Source organism: Salinihabitans flavidus (genome assembly GCF_900110425.1).
In the GTDB taxonomy this organism is placed as follows: Bacteria; Pseudomonadota; Alphaproteobacteria; order Rhodobacterales; family Rhodobacteraceae; genus Salinihabitans; species Salinihabitans flavidus.
The window spans coordinates 1-17,427 of record NZ_FODS01000017.1 but is presented as its reverse complement, the minus strand read 5'-3'; the positions used below and the strand labels follow the sequence as shown (position 1 = coordinate 17,427).

Below are 17,427 nucleotides of genomic sequence, written 5' to 3'. Positions count from 1 at the left end.
ATATGGCAAAGGTGAAGAGGCGGGCGGTGTGTATCGACCGCGGTGGTCCCTTTGCCAGCCGGTCCATGTGTGTCGGCGCTTGATCTTGCAACCGCCTGCGGGCATCTTGGCCCGGTTGCGCCTGAGGAATGAAGGCGGGCACCATGAAAACAGGCAGGCGGATAAAGTGGCAGACATCAGGCAGGCTGCGAGCGCGCAGACCACCGTCGAGAGTGACCGCGCGAGCATCTCGCCGCAATCGCGGCGGCATTTGCAGATGCGCAAGGAGGCGCTGGCCGGGCATCCCGAGCTGCGCCGCCTTTCGGGACCGGACCGCCGGACCGTGTTGGCCGTTCCGGTGCTACTGGCGGTGCATTGGGGGGTGGCATGGGCCGTGTCGGGCAGCAACCTTCTGGTGGTGTTCCTGGCCGCCTTCTGTCTGGGGCAGTTCGTCATTCACGCGGCCGGATCGCTGGTGCATGAGACGGCGCACCGGCTGATCTTTCGCGGCAACCGGGCGAAGCTGGCCTTCGATCTTGGCCTTGAGACGATCCTTGCCTCCTTCGGCAAGCAACTCATCTATCAGCACGAGCACCTGTCGAGCCATCACCCGTTCATCGGAGACTATGAACGCGATTACGAGCATGAGGATCTTTGCGCCTTCAAGGCGCGCGATATGGTGATCCGCGATCATCCGCGCCTGCAACGGGTGCTGACGGTGGCCACGCTGATCGTGCATCTTCTGCCCTTCGGCTTCATCATCAGCGACGAGATTTTCCCGCGTCTCTACAAGCGCCTGACCGGGCATGAGGTCCACGACCGGCAGCGCCGGATCGGAGCGTCCTCCGCGCCGCGCTGGCAGATGCGTCTTTTCATCGGCTGGTCGCTGGCGATGAATGTCGCGCTGCTGCTGCTCTTCGGGGTCTGGGGCTGGCTCTATCACAACTGGGCGCTGTCGATCTTTCTGGGCAAGTTCGGCATCAGCAACCTTGGCCAATCGCTGAGCGAGCATGCCGGGGATGATGTGCACACGCCGACCCGGTCCACCTATGGATGGGTCAACCGGCTGTTTTTCAACACCGGCTATCACAACGAACACCACACGTTCCCCAATGTCGCATGGACCCGGCTTCCCGATCTGGCGGAGGGTGCGCCCGAGGTGTTCAGCGCCCGCGCCGATAAATCCTATCTCGGCTACTGGTGGGATCACGTGCGGGGCGATTTCAAGACCTCGCGCCGTAGCGTGCTTCAGGATCAGGACCAGTCCGACCGCTGCCCAAAGGTCAGGGCCGGGTCCGGCTAGGCCGGGCGCGGCGCGGCGGCGCGTGCCGCGCCGTGAGTTTGCGCGTTGGGGTCGCACGCGGCCCGGGCAGAATGAATCCGATGGAGCGCGCGCGCTAGCGGAACTTGTCGGCGAGCTTTTGCAGGGGCGAGCGCCGGTCCTCCTCCTGCGGGCTGGGCGTGTCCGGCCCGGCCTTGTCTGGCGGTGGGGGAGGCGTTTTCGCGGGCTTGTCCGGCGTCTTGTCGGGTTTGCCGGCGGGCGGCCCCATGCGCAGCGCCACGGCATTGGTGAATTTGCCACCGTCGCCTGTGGCCAGATGCGGGGCGCCGTCGGCGATGCCGCGCATCAGATCGTCGAGCCAGCCGTCGTCCGCCTTGGCGAAATCATGCAGCACATAGGCCGAGACAAGATCCTTGTGACCGGGATGACCGATGCCGAGCCGCACGCGGCGAAAGTCGGCGCCGATATGCTGCCCGATGGAGCGCAGCCCGTTGTGGCCGGCATGTCCGCCGCCCTGTTTCACCTTCAACTTGCCGGGGGCGAGGTCCAGTTCATCATGGAAAACGGTGACATCCTGCGCGGTGAGCTTGTAGAAGCGCACCGCCTCGCCCACCGATTGGCCCGACAGGTTCATGTAGGTTTCCGGCTTGAGCAGCAGCACCTTTTCGTCGCCGAGGCGGCCTTCGGTCAACTGTCCCTGAAACCGCGCTTTCCACGGGCCGAAGCCATGATCCTCCGCGATCCGGTCCACGGCCATGAAGCCGATGTTGTGCCGGTTACGGGCATATTTCGCGCCGGGATTGCCCAGCCCCACGAAGAGTTGCATCACGCCTTGCCCCTGCCTGTTGCCCGATTGGCTTGCGATATACGCAATCGCCCCGTAGGAATCAATCAAAGGGGCAGGGGGGGACGGTGAGGCAATACACGCTCAACGATGTCAGGCTGGAACTGCCGGAGTGGTTGCAGGAGAGTGCGATCGCGGACCGGCTGTCGCGCGGGGCCTACGAGGTGCATGAGGCCCGTGCCGTGATGCAACGGGTGCGCGCGGGGATGCCGGTTCTCGAACTGGGGGCGGGGCTCGGGTATGTCACGGCGCTGTGCGCCCGGCTGGCGGGGCCGGAAAACGTGGTGAGTGTCGAGGCCAACCCGAAGATGATTGACGTGGTGCGCCACAATCTCTCGCTCAACGGGGCGGATGCGGTGACACTCATTCACGGCGCGGTCAGCGAGGGTGATCTGCAGTCGGAAACGCTGGCGTTCAACGCCGGCGCGCTGTTCTGGGGCGGCAGCATCCTGATGTCCGACACTGCGCGCGAGGGGGCCGAAGAGGTGCCGGCGCTGCGGCTCGGCGATCTGCTGATGCTGCATCGGCCGCGCTTCGTGATCATGGATATCGAAGGGGCGGAGCGGTTCCTGTTCGACCGATCCTGGCCGCCGTTCGTGCGCTTCGTGGTGCTGGAACTGCATCCGAAGCGGTATCCCGACAGCGTGGTCAAGAAAATCGTGGATTGCATGTCACGCTCGGGGCTGACCTATGATCCGGTGACATCGACGGGCCGGATCCTCGGGTTCCGGCGCGTCAGGGACCGAGGGGCATGAAAAGAACGCGGCCCCGGGGGGGCCGCGTTCGGGTGTGTTCTGACTGGCAGGGAGAGGATTACTCCTCCGCGGTCTCTTCGGTTTCGGCCTCTGCGGCGTCTTCCTCGTCCTCGGCGGCATCCTCCGAGCGCAGTCCGGACGGAGCGGAGATGTTGGCGATCACGAAATCGCGGTCGATCGTCGGTTTCGCGCCGGCGGGCAGATCGACCGAGGAAATGGTGATCGTGTCGCCGATGTCCAGCCCGGCCAGATCGACGACGATCTTTTCGGGAATGTCGCCGGCGGTCACCTTCAGCTCCACATCGGGGCGCACGATGGTCAGAACGCCGCCGCGTTTCAGGCCGGGGCAGGTCTCTTCGTTGAGAAACTCGACATGGATGAAGAGGTTGATCTGCGTGGTGCGGCGTAGGCGCAGCAGGTCGAAGTGGGTGGGCAGATCCTTCACGACATCGCGCTGCACATCGCGGCAGATCACGCGCACATCTTCCGCTTCGTCGACCTTCAGGTTGAACAGGGTCGATTTGAACCGGCCCTGATTGAGCCGTTTCATCAGCGCGTTGAAGGGGATGTTGATCGGAAGAGGGTCGTTGTCGCCTCCAAAGACGATACCGGGGACCATGCCATCGCGGCGTGCTTGACGAGCGGCGCCCTTGCCTGTCCCCGTCCGGACCTCGGCGTGAAGATCTGGGATCTGTCCAGCCATTTTGTAAACTCCATATGTTCGGGCGGGGTTCCTCCAAGGCTGTAACCCCGCGTGAAGCGCAGCGCATAGCCCAGGGTCGGGGATTTGACAAGGGGGCAGGCGGGGAAAACCGCGCCAGACGCGCGCGATCAGACGGCCGATTGCCGCAGGTGCCCGCCTGCCTCCATCAGCCGGTCATAGAGGGCGAATTCCCCGGGGCGGGCGGCTTTCAGGCGGGCCGCCACCTCGGGTGAGAGAGGGGCGTCGATGGGGGGGGAGACATTCTTGCGCCGAATGTCGAGCGGCTTGCCGAACCGTTCTTCGAGAAAGGCGCGCAGCTTGGCCTGCCGTTCATAGGCGAACAGGTGATGCAGCGGCAGGGTGCCGTCGCTCAGCGTGAGAAAGCGGTGCTGGCTTCCGATCTGTGCGGGCGGGGGCGGGGCGTCCGAGATCACGTCGCGCACGAAGTCGTCGAAGCTCTGTCCGGCGGCGCTGTTGACCTGCCCTTTGAGGCGCGGCGCGGCGCGGTAGCGATACCAGCTTCGGATCTGTTCGACCGGATCGCGCATCACGGCCATCCGCTCCGGCCGGGCATCATACATCTCTGCGAGAAAGGGGGCGCATTTGTGGTGAAACTGCCCGGCGGTCATGTGCTTGCGCCGCTTGGCGAAGATGATGTCAGCCTCGCGCCGGAGGGCCATTTCGAAGGCGGTGGAGCCTGTCTTGGGCACCGCCAGCATGGCGAGGTTCTGCTTGATGAAGATCTGCACGCGCGCGGGCCCCGTTTTTTCATGACTATCGCGCGCTGGCGGGTTGCTGTCAAAGCGTGCGATCAGTCCTGCCAGCGTCCCTCGAAATCCTCGGGGATCAGCAGCACGTCGCGATCGAGATCGGTGACATTGCGCCGGCCGCAGAGCGCCATTGAGGTGTCGAGTTCCTTGCGGATCACCTCCAACGCAGTCTCGACGCCGGCCTGGCCCATCGCGCCCAGACCGTAGACGAAGGCGCGCCCGATGTAGGTGCCCCTCGCCCCCAGCGCCAGCGCCTTGAGCACGTCCTGACCCGAGCGGATGCCGCTGTCGAGATGCACCTCGACCTTGTCGCCGACCGCATCGAGGATCGCGGGCAGGGCGCGGATCGCGCTGAGCGCGCCATCGAGCTGCCGTCCGCCGTGATTGGAGACCACGATCGCATCGGCGCCGACCTTCAACGCCATGCGCGCATCCTCGGCGTCGAGAATGCCCTTCAGGATCACCTTGCCGCCCCACATCTCCTTGAGCTTGGCGACCTTGGCCCAGTCAAGCGAGGGGTCGAACTGTTCGGCAGTCCATGCGCCGAGGTTGGCCGCGTCGCTGACGCCTTCGACATGGCCGACGATATTGCCGAAATGCCGCCGTTTGGCGCCGAGCATCCCGATGCCCCAGCGCCATTTCGTCATCAGGTTGGCAATCGTCGCGGGGGTGAGCTTGGGCGGGGCGGAAAGGCCGTTGCGGATGTCTTTGTGCCGCTGTCCGAGGATCTGGAGGTCCAGCGTGATGACAAGCGCCGAGCAGTGCGCGGCCTTCGCCCGTTCGATCAGGCGGCGCAGGAAATCCTCGTCCTTCATGGTGTAGAGTTGAAACCAGAAGGGTTTGGTCGTCGCCTCGGCCACATCCTCGATCGAGTTGATCGACATGGTGGAGAGGGTGAAGGGCACGCCGAACGCCTCTGCGGCGCGGGCGGCCTTGATCTCCCCGTCGGCGCATTGCATCCCCGTCAGCCCCACCGGCGCGAGGGCGACCGGCATGGTCACGTCCTCTCCGATCATGGTGCTGGCGGTCGAACGGCCCGACATGTCCACCGCGATCCGCTGCCGCAGGCGGATGTCGGCGAAATCGCTGGTGTTCTCGCGGAAGGTCTGTTCCGTCCAGCTTCCGCTTTCGGTGTAGTCGTAAAACATGCGCGGGGCGCGGCGCTGATAGAGGCGTTTGAGGTCGTCTATACAGGTGATGACGGGCATGTCGGCCTCTTCACGTGATTGGTAAAGAAGGTTTACCGAAGCCCGTCCCGAGACGCAATGCACACCGCTTGCCGCGCAGGCGGTGCGACTGATCGCAGGACTCTGGTCGCATGAAAAAAGCGCGCCGACAGGGGCCCGCCGCTGTCGACCGGCACCGGCGCCGATCAGGACGCCTTGCCGATCTCGATTCGCTTGGCGCCGTCGCCGTTCGTCTTGGGCAGCGTAATGGTCAGCTCGCCATTATCGAAGCTGGCCTTGACGTTGTCTTCGTCGACCTCGAACCCCAGCGGGATCTGGCGCACGAAGCGGCCCATGAACCGCTCGGTGATGCGCTTGTCGGCATCGGCGTTCTCGGTCTGGCGCTCGCCGCTGAGCGTCAGCACGCCATCCTTGAGCGTCACCTCAAGATCGTCTTCGTTCAGGCCGGGCACTTCGGCATCGACCCGGAGATGATCGCCGTTGTCGGTCACGTCCACGGCGGGCCACACGCCGCGCGCCGCAGCGCTGCCGCCAACGCCGCGAAAGGCGTCGTCGAACAGCCGGTTCATTTGCTGCTGCAGCGTCATGAACGGGTCACGCTCGCGCTGCCACTGTGCGGGTTCGCTGTGGGTCCAGGGTGCAAGGCTTTGAATGTTCATCGCGTACCTCCTTTCGTCTCGTCAAAAGCAGACATCGCGTGGCGAGCGGGGCAGGTGGCGCCGGGGCGCTTCGTCCCTGCGGCGCTCCGGCATCCGCCGCCCGCACCGACAATATTTGAATGATCAACGCCGCGTTCAAGCCCTGCGGGCGGCAGAGTTGCAAAAAAATCTTCGAATACAGATACCTGCCCGGATCAGGCCCGATGCGCGCCCGCCGCCAGAGAGCGGACGAATGCCGTGACCTCTTCGACCGGCTTGCCCGCCGCCATCTCGGCCACGATGGCCGAGCCGACGACGCAGCCATCCGCGACCGCGGCGATGGCCTGCGCGCTTTGCGGTGTGCGGATGCCGAAGCCGACGATCACCGGCAGATCGGTCTGCGCCTTGATGCGCGTCACTTCGGGGCCCACGTCGCCGGCGTCCGCTGCCGCCGCGCCGGTGATCCCGGTGATCGAGACGTAATAGACGAAGCCGGAGGTGTTCTCCAGCACCTTGGGAAGGCGTTTGTCGTCGGTGGTCGGGGTGGCCAGCCGGATGAAGTTGAGCCCGGCCTTCTGCGCCGGGATGCAAAGCTCTTCGTCTTCCTCGGGCGGCAGGTCCACCACGATCAGCCCGTCGATGCCGGCGGTTTTCGCGTCGTCGAGGAACCGCTCCACGCCGCGATTGTAGATCGGGTTGTAGTAGCCCATGAGCACGATTGGCGTGGTAGCATCGTCCTTGCGGAACTCTGTCACCAGATCGAGGGTCTTTTGCAGGGTCATGCCGCCTTCGAGGGCGCGCTGTCCGGCCCGCTGAATCGTCGGGCCGTCGGCCATCGGATCGGTGAAGGGCAGACCCAGTTCGATGATGTCCACGCCCGCGCCGGGCAGCCCCTTCACCAGATCGAGCGAGGTGGCGTAGTCGGGATCGCCTGCCATGACGTAGGCGACGAACGCCTTTTTCCCTTCGGTTCTCAGCTCTGCGAACTTGGCGTCGATGCGGCTCATCCCTGCGGTCCTTCTTCTGCGGCTGCCCTGTCCATTGCCGCAAAAGCGGGCCTCGCGCAATCCTCGCGCGCCGGGCCGGGGCATTTATCGCCGCAGGCGTGGCCCGGCAGGCCCGGCGCACCGCTTGCGTGCGGCCCCTTTGCGGCATAGAAGCGGCGCGGCAACGACTAGGAGGGCCGGCAATGGGCTTCAAGATGGGGATCGTGGGGCTGCCCAATGTGGGCAAGTCAACGCTGTTCAACGCGCTCACGCGCACCGCCGCGGCGCAGGCGGCCAATTTCCCGTTCTGCACCATCGAGCCGAATGTCGGCGACGTGGCCGTGCCTGACGCGCGGCTGGAGACGCTGGCGAAAATCGCCGGCTCGCGCCAGATCGTGCCCACGCGGATGACCTTTGTCGATATTGCCGGATTGGTGAAGGGCGCCAGCAAGGGCGAGGGGCTTGGCAACCAGTTTCTCGCCAATATCCGCGAGGTGGACGCCATCGCGCATGTGCTGCGCTGTTTCGAGGACAGCGACGTCACCCATGTGGAGGGCCGTGTCGATCCGGTCTCCGACGCCGAGGTGATCGAGACCGAGCTGATGCTTTCCGATCTGGAAAGCATCGAGAAGCGGCGCGCCAACCTCCAGCGCAAGCTCAAGGGCAACGACAAGGAGGCCCAGCAGCAGGATCGGCTTCTGGCGCAGGCGCAGGAGGCGATCGAGAACGGGCAGCCGGCGCGGGTGGTCGAGGTCGCGGAAGAGGACGCGAAGGCGTGGACGATGCTTCAGCTTCTGACGACGAAGCCGGTTCTTTTCGTGTGCAACGTGGCCGAGGCGGAAGCCGCCGACGGCAACGACCATTCCCGGCGCGTGGCCGAGATGGCCGCCGCGCAGGGCAATTCGCATGTCATCATTTCAGCCCGGATCGAGGAGGAGATCAGCCAGCTCGACCCTGAGGAAGCGGCGATGTTCCTTGAGGAGATGGGCCTTGAGGAGCCGGGGCTCGACCGGTTGATCCGGGCGGGATACGAGCTTTTGAACCTTCAGACCTACTTCACCGTCGGCCCCAAGGAGGCGCGCGCCTGGACCATCCGGGAGGGCACGCGCGCGCCGCAAGCCGCGGGGGTGATCCACGGCGATTTCGAAAAGGGATTCATCCGGGCCGAGACGATCGCCTATGACGATTATGTCGCCTGCAAGGGAGAGCAGGGCGCCAAGGAGGCCGGCAAGATGCGCGCTGAGGGCAAGGCCTATACCGTGCAGGACGGCGACGTGGTGCATTTCCTGTTCAACACCTGACGACGGGCGCGTTTTGTCTGTCTGTCACCTCTGACAGGAAGGTGTTGAGATCGCGTTAATCCGGCGCCGCAACCTGCAGGCCCGGCGCAACAGAAGGCGGGGCGGGCATGGGTGCGGCGGCAGCGGGCTTTGTTCTTGGGCTGTCCCTGATCCTTGCGATCGGGGCGCAGAATGCCTTTATCCTGCGGCAGGGATTGCGCGGGGAGCATGTTCTCGCATTGGTTCTGGTCTGCGCGGTGTCGGATGCGGTGCTGATCGCGCTTGGCGTCGCGGGCTTTGGCGCATTGGTGCTCAGCCTGCCGTGGGTCGTCGATGTGGCGCGCTGGGGCGGGGCGATTTTCCTTATTGTTTACGGGGGGATGAGCCTTCGGGCGGCGTGGCGTGGCGGGCAGGCGCTGGAGGCGGCGCGGGGCGCGGCGCCGGGGCTTTGGCGGGCGGTGGCGACCTGCCTGATGCTGACATGGGCCAATCCGCATGTCTATCTCGATACCGTGGTGCTTCTGGGCGGGCTGTCGGCGCAATACGAGCCGGCATGGATGTTCGGGGCGGGCGCGGTGGCGGCAAGCTTTTTCTTCTTCTTTTCATTGGGCTACGGCGCGAAGCTCTTGCGGCCGGTGTTTGCCAGCCCGCGTGCGTGGCGGATGCTCGATGCCGGGGTGGGGCTGGTGATGTGGGCGATTGCCGCGCGGCTTGTGACGCAATAGGGGCGACTCGACCCAAGCCCTTGCGAACGCTGGAAAACCCACGTCGGTAAAACGTCGGTATTTTGTCGGTATCGCGTCGGTGCCAAGGGGCGAATGGGCACGGTCGACGGAACGTGCGGCGCGGCCCGGATCCGCCGCGAACGGGCCAATCTGCTTAACCTGTTCGGCATCTCGACATTCCCGGCCAAAGCTGGTGTTTATGGCACATGAGCGATGATGCGATAGCAAGGCCAGCCGCCAGCCACCCGGTTCGGGGCGTGCTGTGGATGCTGCTGGCGGGGGCGAATTTCGTCGCCGTCACTGCGCTTGTGAAGTATCTCGGCCCGCGCGTGCCCGCCGCCGAGAGCGCGTTCCTGCGCTACCTGCTCGGGTTGGTGTTCCTGATCCCGGTGATTCGCCCCTTGCTGCGCGTCCGGCTCAGTCGCCGGCAGCTTGGGCTTTTCGGGCTGCGCGGGGCGTTTCATTCGCTGGGCGTGGCGCTTTGGTTCTATGCGATGACGCAGATCCCCATCGCGGAGGTGACGGCGATGAACTATCTCTCGCCGGTCTATGTCACCATCGGGGCGGCGCTGTTTCTGGGCGAGGCGCTGGCGGCGCGGCGGATCGCGGCGGTTGTCGTCGCTCTTGTCGGGGCGGCGATCATCCTGCGCCCCGGTTTCCGCGAGATCAGCCCGGGGCATCTGGCGATGCTGGTCACGGCGGTGACCTTCGCGGGCAGCTATCTTCTGGCCAAGCGCATGTCGGGCGAGGTGAGCGCGGGGATCGTGGTGGCGATGCTGTCGATCACGGTGACGATCGGGCTGGCGCCGACGGCGATCATGGTCTGGGTGACGCCGACGCTCTTCGATCTGGCGATCCTGTTTCTTGTCGCCTTCTTCGCCACGGCGGGCCACTACGCGATGACGCTGGCCTTTGCCTCGGCCCCGGTGACGGTGACACAGCCGGTCAGCTTCCTGCAACTGGTCTGGGCGGTGCTGCTGGGCTGGCTGGTGTTCGGCGAGGGTGTGGATGTCTGGGTCGTGGCGGGCGGCGGTCTGATCATCGCGGCGGTCAGCTTCATCACATGGCGCGAGGCGGTGCTGCGGCGGCGGCATATCACGCCGCTTGTGGGCGCGACCAAGAGCTGAGCGGCGCCCGCCCCCGATGCGCCGGGGGTTGCCAAACCGCCGCGTTCTATCCCAGAACGGTGTCCGAGGGGGCTGGCGGGCGATGCGCGTCGCCCCGGTTTCCCGGCAATGGCGAGGCGCGACGATGACACGACCGAATATCCTGATCTTCATGGTGGACCAGCTCAACGGGACGCTGTTTCCCGACGGGCCGGCCGAGTGGCTGCACGCGCCGAACCTGCGCAAGCTGGCGCAGCGGTCCACCCGGTTCGCCAATGCCTATACCGCCAGCCCGCTGTGCGCGCCGGGGCGGGCGGCCTTCATGTCGGGGCAATTGCCGAGCCAGAACGGCGTTTACGACAATGCCGCCGAATTCACTTCCTCGATCCCGACATACGCCCATCATCTGCGCCGGGCGGGGTATCAGACCTGCCTGTCGGGCAAGATGCACTTCGTCGGGCCCGATCAGCTTCATGGCTTCGAGCAGCGGCTGACCACCGATATCTATCCGGCCGATTTCGGCTGGACCCCCGATTACCGCAAACCCGGAGAGCGCATCGACTGGTGGTATCACAACATGGGGTCGGTCACCGGCGCCGGGGTAGCGGAGATTTCCAACCAGATGGGGTATGACGACGATGTCGCCTTTCAGGGGGTGCAGAAGATCTATGACCTGTCGCGCGGTCTGGACGCGCGGCCCTGGTGCCTGACGGTGAGTTTCACCCATCCGCATGACCCTTATGTGGCGCGGCGCAAATACTGGGATCTTTACGAGGATTGCGAGCATCTTCAACCGGAGGTCGGGGCGATCCCCTATGACGATCAGGATCCCCATTCCAAACGCATCTTCGACGCCAACGACTGGCGCAGCTATGACATCACCGAAGAGAATATCCGCCGCGCGCGGCGCGCCTATTTCGCCAATATCTCCTATCTCGACGACAAGATCGGCGAGGTGATGGAGGCGCTGGAGGCGACGCGGCAGGAGGCGATCATCCTGTTCGTGAGCGATCACGGCGACATGCTCGGCGAGCGGGGGCTCTGGTTCAAGATGTCGTTCTACGAGGGGTCGGCGCGGGTGCCGCTGATGGTGGCAGCGCCGGGAATGACGCCGGGGCGCGTTGAGGCGCCGGTGAGCACGATCGACGTGTGCCCGACGCTGTGCGAGCTGGCGGGCGTGAGCATGGAGGAGGTGATGCCATGGACCACCGGCGAGAGCCTTGTGCCGCTGGGGTCGGGCGGGCCGCGCAAGAGCCCGGCGGCGATGGAGTATGCCGCCGAAGCCTCCTATGCGCCGATGGTGGCGCTGCGGGTGGGGCGGTGGAAATACACCAACTGCGCGATTGATCCCGAACAGCTCTACGACATGGAGGCCGACCCGCAGGAGCGGAATGATCTGGCGGCCGATCCGGCGCACAGCGAGGTGATCGAGCGCTTCCGCATCGCCGCCGCCGAACGCTGGGATCTGGAACGGTTCGACGCGGAGGTGCGCGAGAGCCAGGCGCGGCGGCTGGTGATCTATGAGGCGCTGCGGCAGGGCGGCTATTACCCGTGGGATTACCAGCCGCTGCGCGATGCCTCGGACCGCTACATGCGCAACCACATGGATCTCAACGTGCTCGAAGAGAACCAGCGCTTTCCGCGCGGGGAGTGAGGAGCGGCGATCAGGCCGGGGGGGGCGTGTCGAGCAACAGGCCCGCCACGCGGCGCGCGCCCTGCCGGGCGCGGGCGGGATCGAGCGGGGCGGGCGATTGCGCGGCCTCCAGCCAGACACCGTCCATGTAGCATTGCAGCGCCTCGCGCACCGTCTCGCGGCGCGGGGCGGGCACGAGCGCGCGCAGCTCGGCGCGGAAATGGCTTTGCACCCGGCGGCGGTTGATGCGGTGCAGCCGCGCAAGGCTCGCCGAATAGGGGGCGTTGGCCCAGAACTGCATCCACAGGCTGCATTGCTCGACCGTGAACAGGCGGTCGTCGAAATTGGCGTCCAGCACCGCGAGCAGCCGCTCGCGCGGGGTTGTCGCGTGCTCATAGCGGTCCAGCAGGGCGGCGCGCAGCGTTGACAGAAGGCGGCGCATCGTCGCCTCCATCAGCCTTTCCTTGGAGCCGAAGTAATAGTTGATCGAGGCGGCGGAGGCGCCGGCCTCCTGCGCGATTTCCGCCATGGTCACAACCGCGTAGCCGCGCTTGTGCACCGCGGTGATGGCGGCGTCGATGAGTTCCTCGTTGCGGATGTCGCGGATGCGTTTGCGGCTCATGCGGGCAGTTTTGCCGCGCGGCGCGGGACATGCAATCCCGATTGTTCTGATAAAAATTGTATGAGTATTCAAGAAATGATATGAACAGTTTAATTTCTCGCGGCGTCGCATGGGGCGACGTGTCGGCGGGACCGCAAGCCGAAGGGGCCGGGAATGAATGCCGATTACGTGATCGTGGGCGCGGGCTCTGCCGGATGCGCGCTGGCCTATCGCCTGTCGGAGGCGGGGCGCAGCGTTCTGATCATCGAGCATGGCGGAAGCGATGCGGGGCCGTTCATCCAGATGCCCGGCGCGCTCAGTTATCCGATGAACATGGCGCGCTATGACTGGGGCTACCGCTCGCAGCCGGAGCCGCATCTGGGCGGACGGCGGCTGGCCTGTCCGCGCGGCAAGGTGATCGGCGGGTCGTCCTCGATCAACGGGATGGTCTATGTGCGCGGCCATGCCGGGGATTACGACCACTGGAAGGACAGCGGCGCGGCGGGCTGGGGCTATGCCGACGTGCTGCCCTATTTCAAGCGCATGGAGACATGGGACGATGGCGGGCATGGCGGCGACGCGGGCTGGCGCGGCACGGACGGGCCGCTGCATGTCACGCGCGGGCCGCGCGACAACCCGCTGCACGCGGCCTTCGTGACGGCCGGGGCGCAGGCGGGATACCAGAGCACCGACGATTACAACGGCGCGATGCAGGAAGGCTTTGGCGCGATGGACATGACGGTGCACAAGGGGCGGCGCTGGTCGGCGGCCAGCGCCTATCTCAAGCCGGCGCTGAAGCGGGACACCTGCGAGTTGCTGCGGGGGCTGGCCTGCCGCGTTGTGATCGAACAGGGCCGCGCCGTGGGCGTGGAGATCGAGCGGGGCGGGCGCCGCGAGGTGGTGTATGCGCGGCGCGAGGTCATCCTGTCGGCCAGTTCGATCAACTCGCCGAAACTTCTGATGCTGTCGGGGATCGGGCCGGCGGCGCATCTGGCCGAGCACGGGATCGAGGTGATCGCGGACCGCCCCGGCGTGGGGCAGAACCTTCAGGATCATCTGGAGCTTTATGTCCAGATGGCGTCATCGCAGCCGATCACGCTCTATCGTTACTGGAACCTGTGGGGCAAGGCGCTGGTGGGCGCGCGCTGGCTTCTCGGCAAGCGCGGTCTCGGCGCGTCGAACCAGTTCGAAAGCGCGGGATTCATCCGCTCGCGGGCGGGCGTGGCCTATCCTGACATCCAGTATCATTTCCTGCCCATCGCGGTGCGTTATGACGGCAAGGCGGCGGCCGAGGGGCACGGCTTTCAGGCCCATGTCGGCCCGATGCGCAGCGCCTCGCGCGGGGCGGTCACACTGGCCGGGCGCGATCCGTCGGCCGCGCCGGAGATCCGCTTCAACTACATGTCGCAGGAGTCGGACTGGGACGATTTCCGCACCTGTATCCGCCTGACCCGCGAGATCTTCGCGCAGGAGGCGTTCCGGCCCTTCGTCAAACACGAGATTCAGCCCGGCGACGCGGTGCGATCGGACGAGGAGTTGAACGGCTTCATCCGCGAGCATGTGGAGAGCGCCTATCATCCCTGCGGCACCTGCCGGATGGGCGCGGCGGACGACCCGGGCGCGGTGGTGGACCCCGAGACCCGCGTGATCGGGGTGGAGGGGCTGCGGGTGGCCGACAGTTCGATCTTTCCGCGCATCACCAACGGCAATCTTAACGCGCCGTCGATCATGACGGGCGAGAAGGCGGCCGATCACATCCTCGGGCGCGGGATGCTGCCACCGGCCAATGACGTGCCCTGGGTGCATCCGGGCTGGCAGGAGATGCAAAGGTGATTTTTTGCGTTCCCGCGCCGCCCGTTTGATCGGGGTCAATGTGGACGCGGGGCCGGGCGCCTAGTATCAGCCATAGCAGACAAGAAGGAGCGAACAGATATGTCCCATACCCCGCACGAACTGGCCGAGGAATTCCCCGATCTGGTGGAGAAGATGCGCGCGCTGAAGGGCAAGGATGCCCATTTCGGCAAGCTGTCGGACGCCTATCACGATCTCAACCGTCGGGTGCACCGGGCGGAAACCAACGTCGAGCCGCTCGAGGATCTGGCCGAGGGGCAGCTTCGCAAGGAGCGCGCGGCGCTCAAGGACGAGATCTATCGCTATCTGACAGAGACCGCCTGAGCGTCGATGAAACGCCACAGCCGGGGCAGGGTGTCAGAACGCCACAGATCGGTGTGACCGGCGCCCGGAACGGCAAGGAAGTGTTTGGCCCGAGACGGGGCGGCGTCGAAAAGGCGCCGCCCCTCGTCTATCGGGATCAGCGTGTCCCGATCACCATGCAGGATCAGAAGCGGCGCGGACAGCCCCGGATCGGCATGGCGAAGGCTGTCCCAGCGGTTTTCGAGATGGGTGGACAGCGGGGCCAGTGCCGGATGCATTCCCGCGGCCAGGGTGGCAAGGGAGGCAAAAGGCGCCTCCAGCACCACCGCCGCGGGCTGGGCCCCGCCCCGACTTTGACCGAGCACCTGCGTCAGCACCGCCGCGCCCAGCGATTCGCCATAGAACAGGCGCGGGCCTGACAGATCGGCGGTGGCGTTCAGCACCGCGCCCGCATCCGCCACAAGCGCGGCCTGCGTGGGCGTGCCGCTGCTGCCGGACGAGCCGCGATAGCCGGGCGCGATGAGCCCGTAGCCCCGCGCGCGAAAGCGCCGGAACCGGCCCGCGCGCGCTGCGAGATTGCCGGCATTGCCGTGAAAGTAGACGACCACCGGCTGTCCCGGGCGCGGCGGGGCGGTCCAGACCACCAGCGTTTCGCCGCCGCTTTCGACCTCGCGCACCGTCACACCGGCCAGCCCGACATCCTCCGGCGCCACGCGCGCCGGATCGAACGGGTAGAGCACCCAGCGTTCCACATGGCCCGAGAGCGCCAGGCCGGCGATCAGCACGGCGGCGGTCAGGACGATGACACGGATCACACGTCGCATGAGTTTTTCATGTCTCCGATCTGACAGGGGTGGGGTTTTCGTGGCTTTGCAGAACGCTTCAAGGTCCTTCGGTTGACGGGCGGGTGTTTCCGGATCGAGCGCCTTGCGGCGCGCAGCCTGCGTGCGCCGGGGACGGCGACCCCGGACCCCCGAGGTATTTTCCACCCGAGAAGACGGGCAGGACCGCTCAGCCGACCTCATAGGGCAGGGTGTGGCGTTCGTTCTCGTTTATGGTCAACTGGCGTTCGAGCGGCGGGACGGAGCGTTGGTGGCAGTCGCGCCTTTCGCAGATGCGGCAGGAAATGCCGATGGGTTCATAGGCGTTGGGATTGTCGATATCCATGTGATCGGCAAAGACCAGCGCGGCGGCATATTTGACCTCGCATCCAAGGGCGATGGCATAGCGCCGCACGGGCGCGCCGAAATGTCCGCCGGGTTTGGAGATGTCGCGTGCGAGGCTGACATAGCGCACCCCGTCGGGGGTTTCGGCAAGCTGGCGCAGGAAGCGGCCGGGGGTCTCAAAGGCGCGGTGCACGTTCCAGAGCGGGCAGGCGCCACCGAAGCGCGCGAATTGCAGACGCGCGGCAGAGTGGCGCTTGGTAATGGTGCCAGCCTGATCGACGCGCACGAAGAAGAAGGGCACCCCCTTGGCGCCGGGGCGTTGCAGCGTGGACAGTCGGTGCGCCACCTGTTCGATGGAGGCTGAGAAGCGGTTGGCGAGCACTTCGAGATCGTGGCGGGTGTCCTGCGCGGCGGCCAGAAACACCGCATAGGGCATGAGCGCGGCCCCGGCGAAATAGTTGGCCAGCCCGATCTTGGCGATGGCGCGGGCGGCGTCGGTCTGGAACCGCGCGAGATCGAGCGTCGCCTCCAGCAGATCGTTGCGTTCCAGAAGCGCCACCTGAAGCAGAAGCTGAAAGAGCTGCGTGGGCGGCGCGGCGCGGGTGGACAGGTGAAGGGTTTTCGAGGCCGGATCGTAGTGGCGCAGCGCGTCGGTGTCGGTGAATTCCACGCTGATCCCGGCGGTGTTCAGCGCCCGGATCGCGGCGGCGCGGATGCCGCCGGCCGCCGGGGCGCGCGCAGCGAAATGTTCGGCGGCCCGGTCCACCGCGTCGATATAGTTGTCGCAATAGTGGAAGAAATCGCGCACCTCGTCCCAGGGGCTGGGCTGCATCTGCACATCCTGCCGACCCAGAGCCTCGTCGAGGGACGCAAGGCGCTCATGGGTCTGCCGGTAGGCGCGGTGCAATTCGAGAAAGCCGCGCGCCAGCGCAGGCGCATTCGAGGCCGTCAGCCGCAGATCGGCCAGCGGCACCGCCACCTCGGCCAGGACCGGATCGGCCAGCGCCTCGCGCATATCCGACACCAGCCGCTCACTATCGCCGGTCGAAAGCTCCGTGACATCGAAGCCGAACTCCTGCGCCAGCGCCAGAACGACGGTGGTGGAGACGGGCCGGTTGTTGTTCTCCATCTGGTTGAGATAGGGCAGGGACACGCCGAGCTTGGCGGCGAAATCCTTTTGCGTGAGCGTGAGCCGCTGGCGGATCTCGCGCAGCTTTGCCCCGGCATAGAGTTTCTGCGTCGCCATGGCGCCCTTTCTTTGCAGTTTTGCGGTTGGTTCACCCTAGCTTTGCAAAGACGAGGGGGCCAGCCCCTAGATGTTTGATCCCATGGTTTGATGGTGCGATCCTTTCTCGGGAATGGAAGGAAGCATTATGGGACAAGTTCGTCACGGGAGCGCCACGACCACGCACGCTGTCAGAGCTGCAATACAGCGATCGCAAGCTTCGCTCGCGCAGCTGAGCAAGGAGCTGGGCATCAACCCCAAGACCGTTGCGAAGTGGCGCAAGCGTGCGACGGTGGAGGATCAGAAGACCGGCCCGAGAGCCACGCGTTCAACCGTTCTCAGCGAGGAAGAGGAGGCAATGATCGTCGCGTTCCGGCGGCACACATTGCTGCC

The 17,427-nt window shown here is 65.8% G+C and carries 17 protein-coding genes and 1 pseudogene; 9 read left to right on the top strand and 9 right to left on the bottom strand.

Annotation, left to right across the window (positions count from 1 at the left end):
• Positions 1 to 166: 166 nt before the first annotated feature.
• Positions 167 to 1,282: a fatty acid desaturase gene (locus BMW66_RS13485; RefSeq protein WP_093119273.1), complete on the top strand. Its 1,116-nt coding sequence runs from the start codon at positions 167 to 169 to the stop codon at positions 1,280 to 1,282.
• Between the two features lie 94 nt (positions 1,283 to 1,376).
• On the opposite strand, the gene pth is transcribed toward BMW66_RS13485, so the two are convergent.
• The gene (pth, locus tag BMW66_RS13480; RefSeq protein WP_093119271.1) at positions 1,377 to 2,087 is read right to left on the bottom strand and encodes an aminoacyl-tRNA hydrolase; all 711 of its coding nucleotides are present in this window, start codon (positions 2,085 to 2,087) and stop codon (positions 1,377 to 1,379) included.
• Between the two features lie 86 nt (positions 2,088 to 2,173).
• Here pth and BMW66_RS13475 point away from each other — a divergent pair, with 86 nt between their 5' ends.
• Complete coding sequence (locus BMW66_RS13475) at positions 2,174 to 2,860, top strand: FkbM family methyltransferase (RefSeq protein ID WP_245729483.1); 687 nt, start codon at positions 2,174 to 2,176, stop codon at positions 2,858 to 2,860.
• A 58-nt stretch (positions 2,861 to 2,918) separates the two neighbouring features.
• Here the strand turns inward: BMW66_RS13475 and BMW66_RS13470 are convergent, their stop codons facing one another.
• From BMW66_RS13470 to trpA, 5 genes are all read right to left on the bottom strand, one after another.
• The gene (locus tag BMW66_RS13470) at positions 2,919 to 3,563 is read right to left on the bottom strand and encodes a 50S ribosomal protein L25/general stress protein Ctc (RefSeq protein WP_093119268.1); all 645 of its coding nucleotides are present in this window, start codon (positions 3,561 to 3,563) and stop codon (positions 2,919 to 2,921) included.
• 128 nt (positions 3,564 to 3,691) lie between these two features.
• Positions 3,692 to 4,312, bottom strand: a complete 621-nt coding sequence (locus tag BMW66_RS13465; RefSeq protein WP_093119267.1) for a hypothetical protein — start codon at positions 4,310 to 4,312, stop codon at positions 3,692 to 3,694.
• Positions 4,313 to 4,374: 62 nt separating this feature from the next.
• Positions 4,375 to 5,541, bottom strand: a complete 1,167-nt coding sequence (locus BMW66_RS13460; protein ID WP_093119265.1) for an alpha-hydroxy acid oxidase — start codon at positions 5,539 to 5,541, stop codon at positions 4,375 to 4,377.
• 164 nt (positions 5,542 to 5,705) lie between these two features.
• Positions 5,706 to 6,179, bottom strand: coding sequence for an Hsp20/alpha crystallin family protein (locus tag BMW66_RS13455; RefSeq protein ID WP_093119264.1), 474 nt, complete (start codon positions 6,177 to 6,179; stop codon positions 5,706 to 5,708).
• Positions 6,180 to 6,373: 194 nt separating this feature from the next.
• A complete protein-coding gene (gene trpA, locus BMW66_RS13450) occupies positions 6,374 to 7,165 on the bottom strand; it encodes a tryptophan synthase subunit alpha (RefSeq protein ID WP_093119263.1) in 792 nt (263 codons plus the stop codon).
• Between the two features lie 182 nt (positions 7,166 to 7,347).
• Here trpA and ychF point away from each other — a divergent pair, with 182 nt between their 5' ends.
• The 4 genes from ychF to betC all read left to right on the top strand — a co-directional run bounded on the left by ychF (position 7,348) and on the right by betC (position 11,909).
• A complete protein-coding gene (gene ychF, locus BMW66_RS13445; RefSeq protein WP_093119262.1) occupies positions 7,348 to 8,445 on the top strand; it encodes a redox-regulated ATPase YchF in 1,098 nt (365 codons plus the stop codon).
• A gap of 107 nt (positions 8,446 to 8,552) precedes the next feature.
• Complete coding sequence (locus tag BMW66_RS13440; protein WP_093119260.1) at positions 8,553 to 9,149, top strand: LysE/ArgO family amino acid transporter; 597 nt, start codon at positions 8,553 to 8,555, stop codon at positions 9,147 to 9,149.
• A gap of 206 nt (positions 9,150 to 9,355) precedes the next feature.
• Complete coding sequence (locus BMW66_RS13435) at positions 9,356 to 10,276, top strand: DMT family transporter (protein WP_245729482.1); 921 nt, start codon at positions 9,356 to 9,358, stop codon at positions 10,274 to 10,276.
• A 124-nt stretch (positions 10,277 to 10,400) separates the two neighbouring features.
• A complete protein-coding gene (betC, locus tag BMW66_RS13430) occupies positions 10,401 to 11,909 on the top strand; it encodes a choline-sulfatase (protein WP_093119258.1) in 1,509 nt (502 codons plus the stop codon).
• A gap of 10 nt (positions 11,910 to 11,919) precedes the next feature.
• On the opposite strand, the gene betI is transcribed toward betC, so the two are convergent.
• On the bottom strand, positions 11,920 to 12,510 hold the full coding sequence (gene betI, locus BMW66_RS13425; RefSeq protein ID WP_093119256.1) for a choline-binding transcriptional repressor BetI: 591 nt from the start codon (positions 12,508 to 12,510) through the stop codon (positions 11,920 to 11,922).
• 153 nt (positions 12,511 to 12,663) lie between these two features.
• On the opposite strand from betI, the gene betA reads away from it, so the two are divergent.
• The gene (betA, locus tag BMW66_RS13420; protein ID WP_093119255.1) at positions 12,664 to 14,322 is read left to right on the top strand and encodes a choline dehydrogenase; all 1,659 of its coding nucleotides are present in this window, start codon (positions 12,664 to 12,666) and stop codon (positions 14,320 to 14,322) included.
• Positions 14,323 to 14,421: 99 nt separating this feature from the next.
• Positions 14,422 to 14,664: an HP1242/YdcH family protein gene (locus tag BMW66_RS13415; protein ID WP_093119254.1), complete on the top strand. Its 243-nt coding sequence runs from the start codon at positions 14,422 to 14,424 to the stop codon at positions 14,662 to 14,664.
• Here BMW66_RS13415 and BMW66_RS13410 read toward each other — a convergent pair.
• Complete coding sequence (locus BMW66_RS13410; protein ID WP_093119252.1) at positions 14,643 to 15,467, bottom strand: alpha/beta hydrolase; 825 nt, start codon at positions 15,465 to 15,467, stop codon at positions 14,643 to 14,645. The genes BMW66_RS13415 and BMW66_RS13410 overlap by 22 nt on opposite strands.
• Positions 15,468 to 15,654: 187 nt before the next feature.
• On the bottom strand, positions 15,655 to 17,055 hold the full coding sequence (locus BMW66_RS13405; protein ID WP_093119250.1) for a helix-turn-helix domain-containing protein: 1,401 nt from the start codon (positions 17,053 to 17,055) through the stop codon (positions 15,655 to 15,657).
• A 127-nt stretch (positions 17,056 to 17,182) separates the two neighbouring features.
• Here BMW66_RS13405 and BMW66_RS13400 point away from each other — a divergent pair.
• Positions 17,183 to 17,427, top strand: a pseudogene (locus BMW66_RS13400) (IS481 family transposase); the annotation flags it as partial.

Coding starts and splice junctions, on each gene's coding strand:
- BMW66_RS13435 (WP_245729482.1), top strand. CDS start 9,356: ATGAGCGATGATGCGATAGCAAGGCCAGCCGCCAGCCACCCGGTTCGG.
- ychF (WP_093119262.1), top strand. CDS start 7,348: ATGGGCTTCAAGATGGGGATCGTGGGGCTGCCCAATGTGGGCAAGTCA.
- betA (WP_093119255.1), top strand. CDS start 12,664: ATGAATGCCGATTACGTGATCGTGGGCGCGGGCTCTGCCGGATGCGCG.
- BMW66_RS13415 (WP_093119254.1), top strand. CDS start 14,422: ATGTCCCATACCCCGCACGAACTGGCCGAGGAATTCCCCGATCTGGTG.
- pth (WP_093119271.1), bottom strand. CDS start 2,087: ATGCAACTCTTCGTGGGGCTGGGCAATCCCGGCGCGAAATATGCCCGT.
- BMW66_RS13460 (WP_093119265.1), bottom strand. CDS start 5,541: ATGCCCGTCATCACCTGTATAGACGACCTCAAACGCCTCTATCAGCGC.
- BMW66_RS13440 (WP_093119260.1), top strand. CDS start 8,553: ATGGGTGCGGCGGCAGCGGGCTTTGTTCTTGGGCTGTCCCTGATCCTT.
- BMW66_RS13410 (WP_093119252.1), bottom strand. CDS start 15,467: ATGCGACGTGTGATCCGTGTCATCGTCCTGACCGCCGCCGTGCTGATC.
- BMW66_RS13405 (WP_093119250.1), bottom strand. CDS start 17,055: ATGGCGACGCAGAAACTCTATGCCGGGGCAAAGCTGCGCGAGATCCGC.
- BMW66_RS13455 (WP_093119264.1), bottom strand. CDS start 6,179: ATGAACATTCAAAGCCTTGCACCCTGGACCCACAGCGAACCCGCACAG.
- betC (WP_093119258.1), top strand. CDS start 10,401: ATGACACGACCGAATATCCTGATCTTCATGGTGGACCAGCTCAACGGG.
- BMW66_RS13470 (WP_093119268.1), bottom strand. CDS start 3,563: ATGGCTGGACAGATCCCAGATCTTCACGCCGAGGTCCGGACGGGGACA.
- betI (WP_093119256.1), bottom strand. CDS start 12,510: ATGAGCCGCAAACGCATCCGCGACATCCGCAACGAGGAACTCATCGAC.
- trpA (WP_093119263.1), bottom strand. CDS start 7,165: ATGAGCCGCATCGACGCCAAGTTCGCAGAGCTGAGAACCGAAGGGAAA.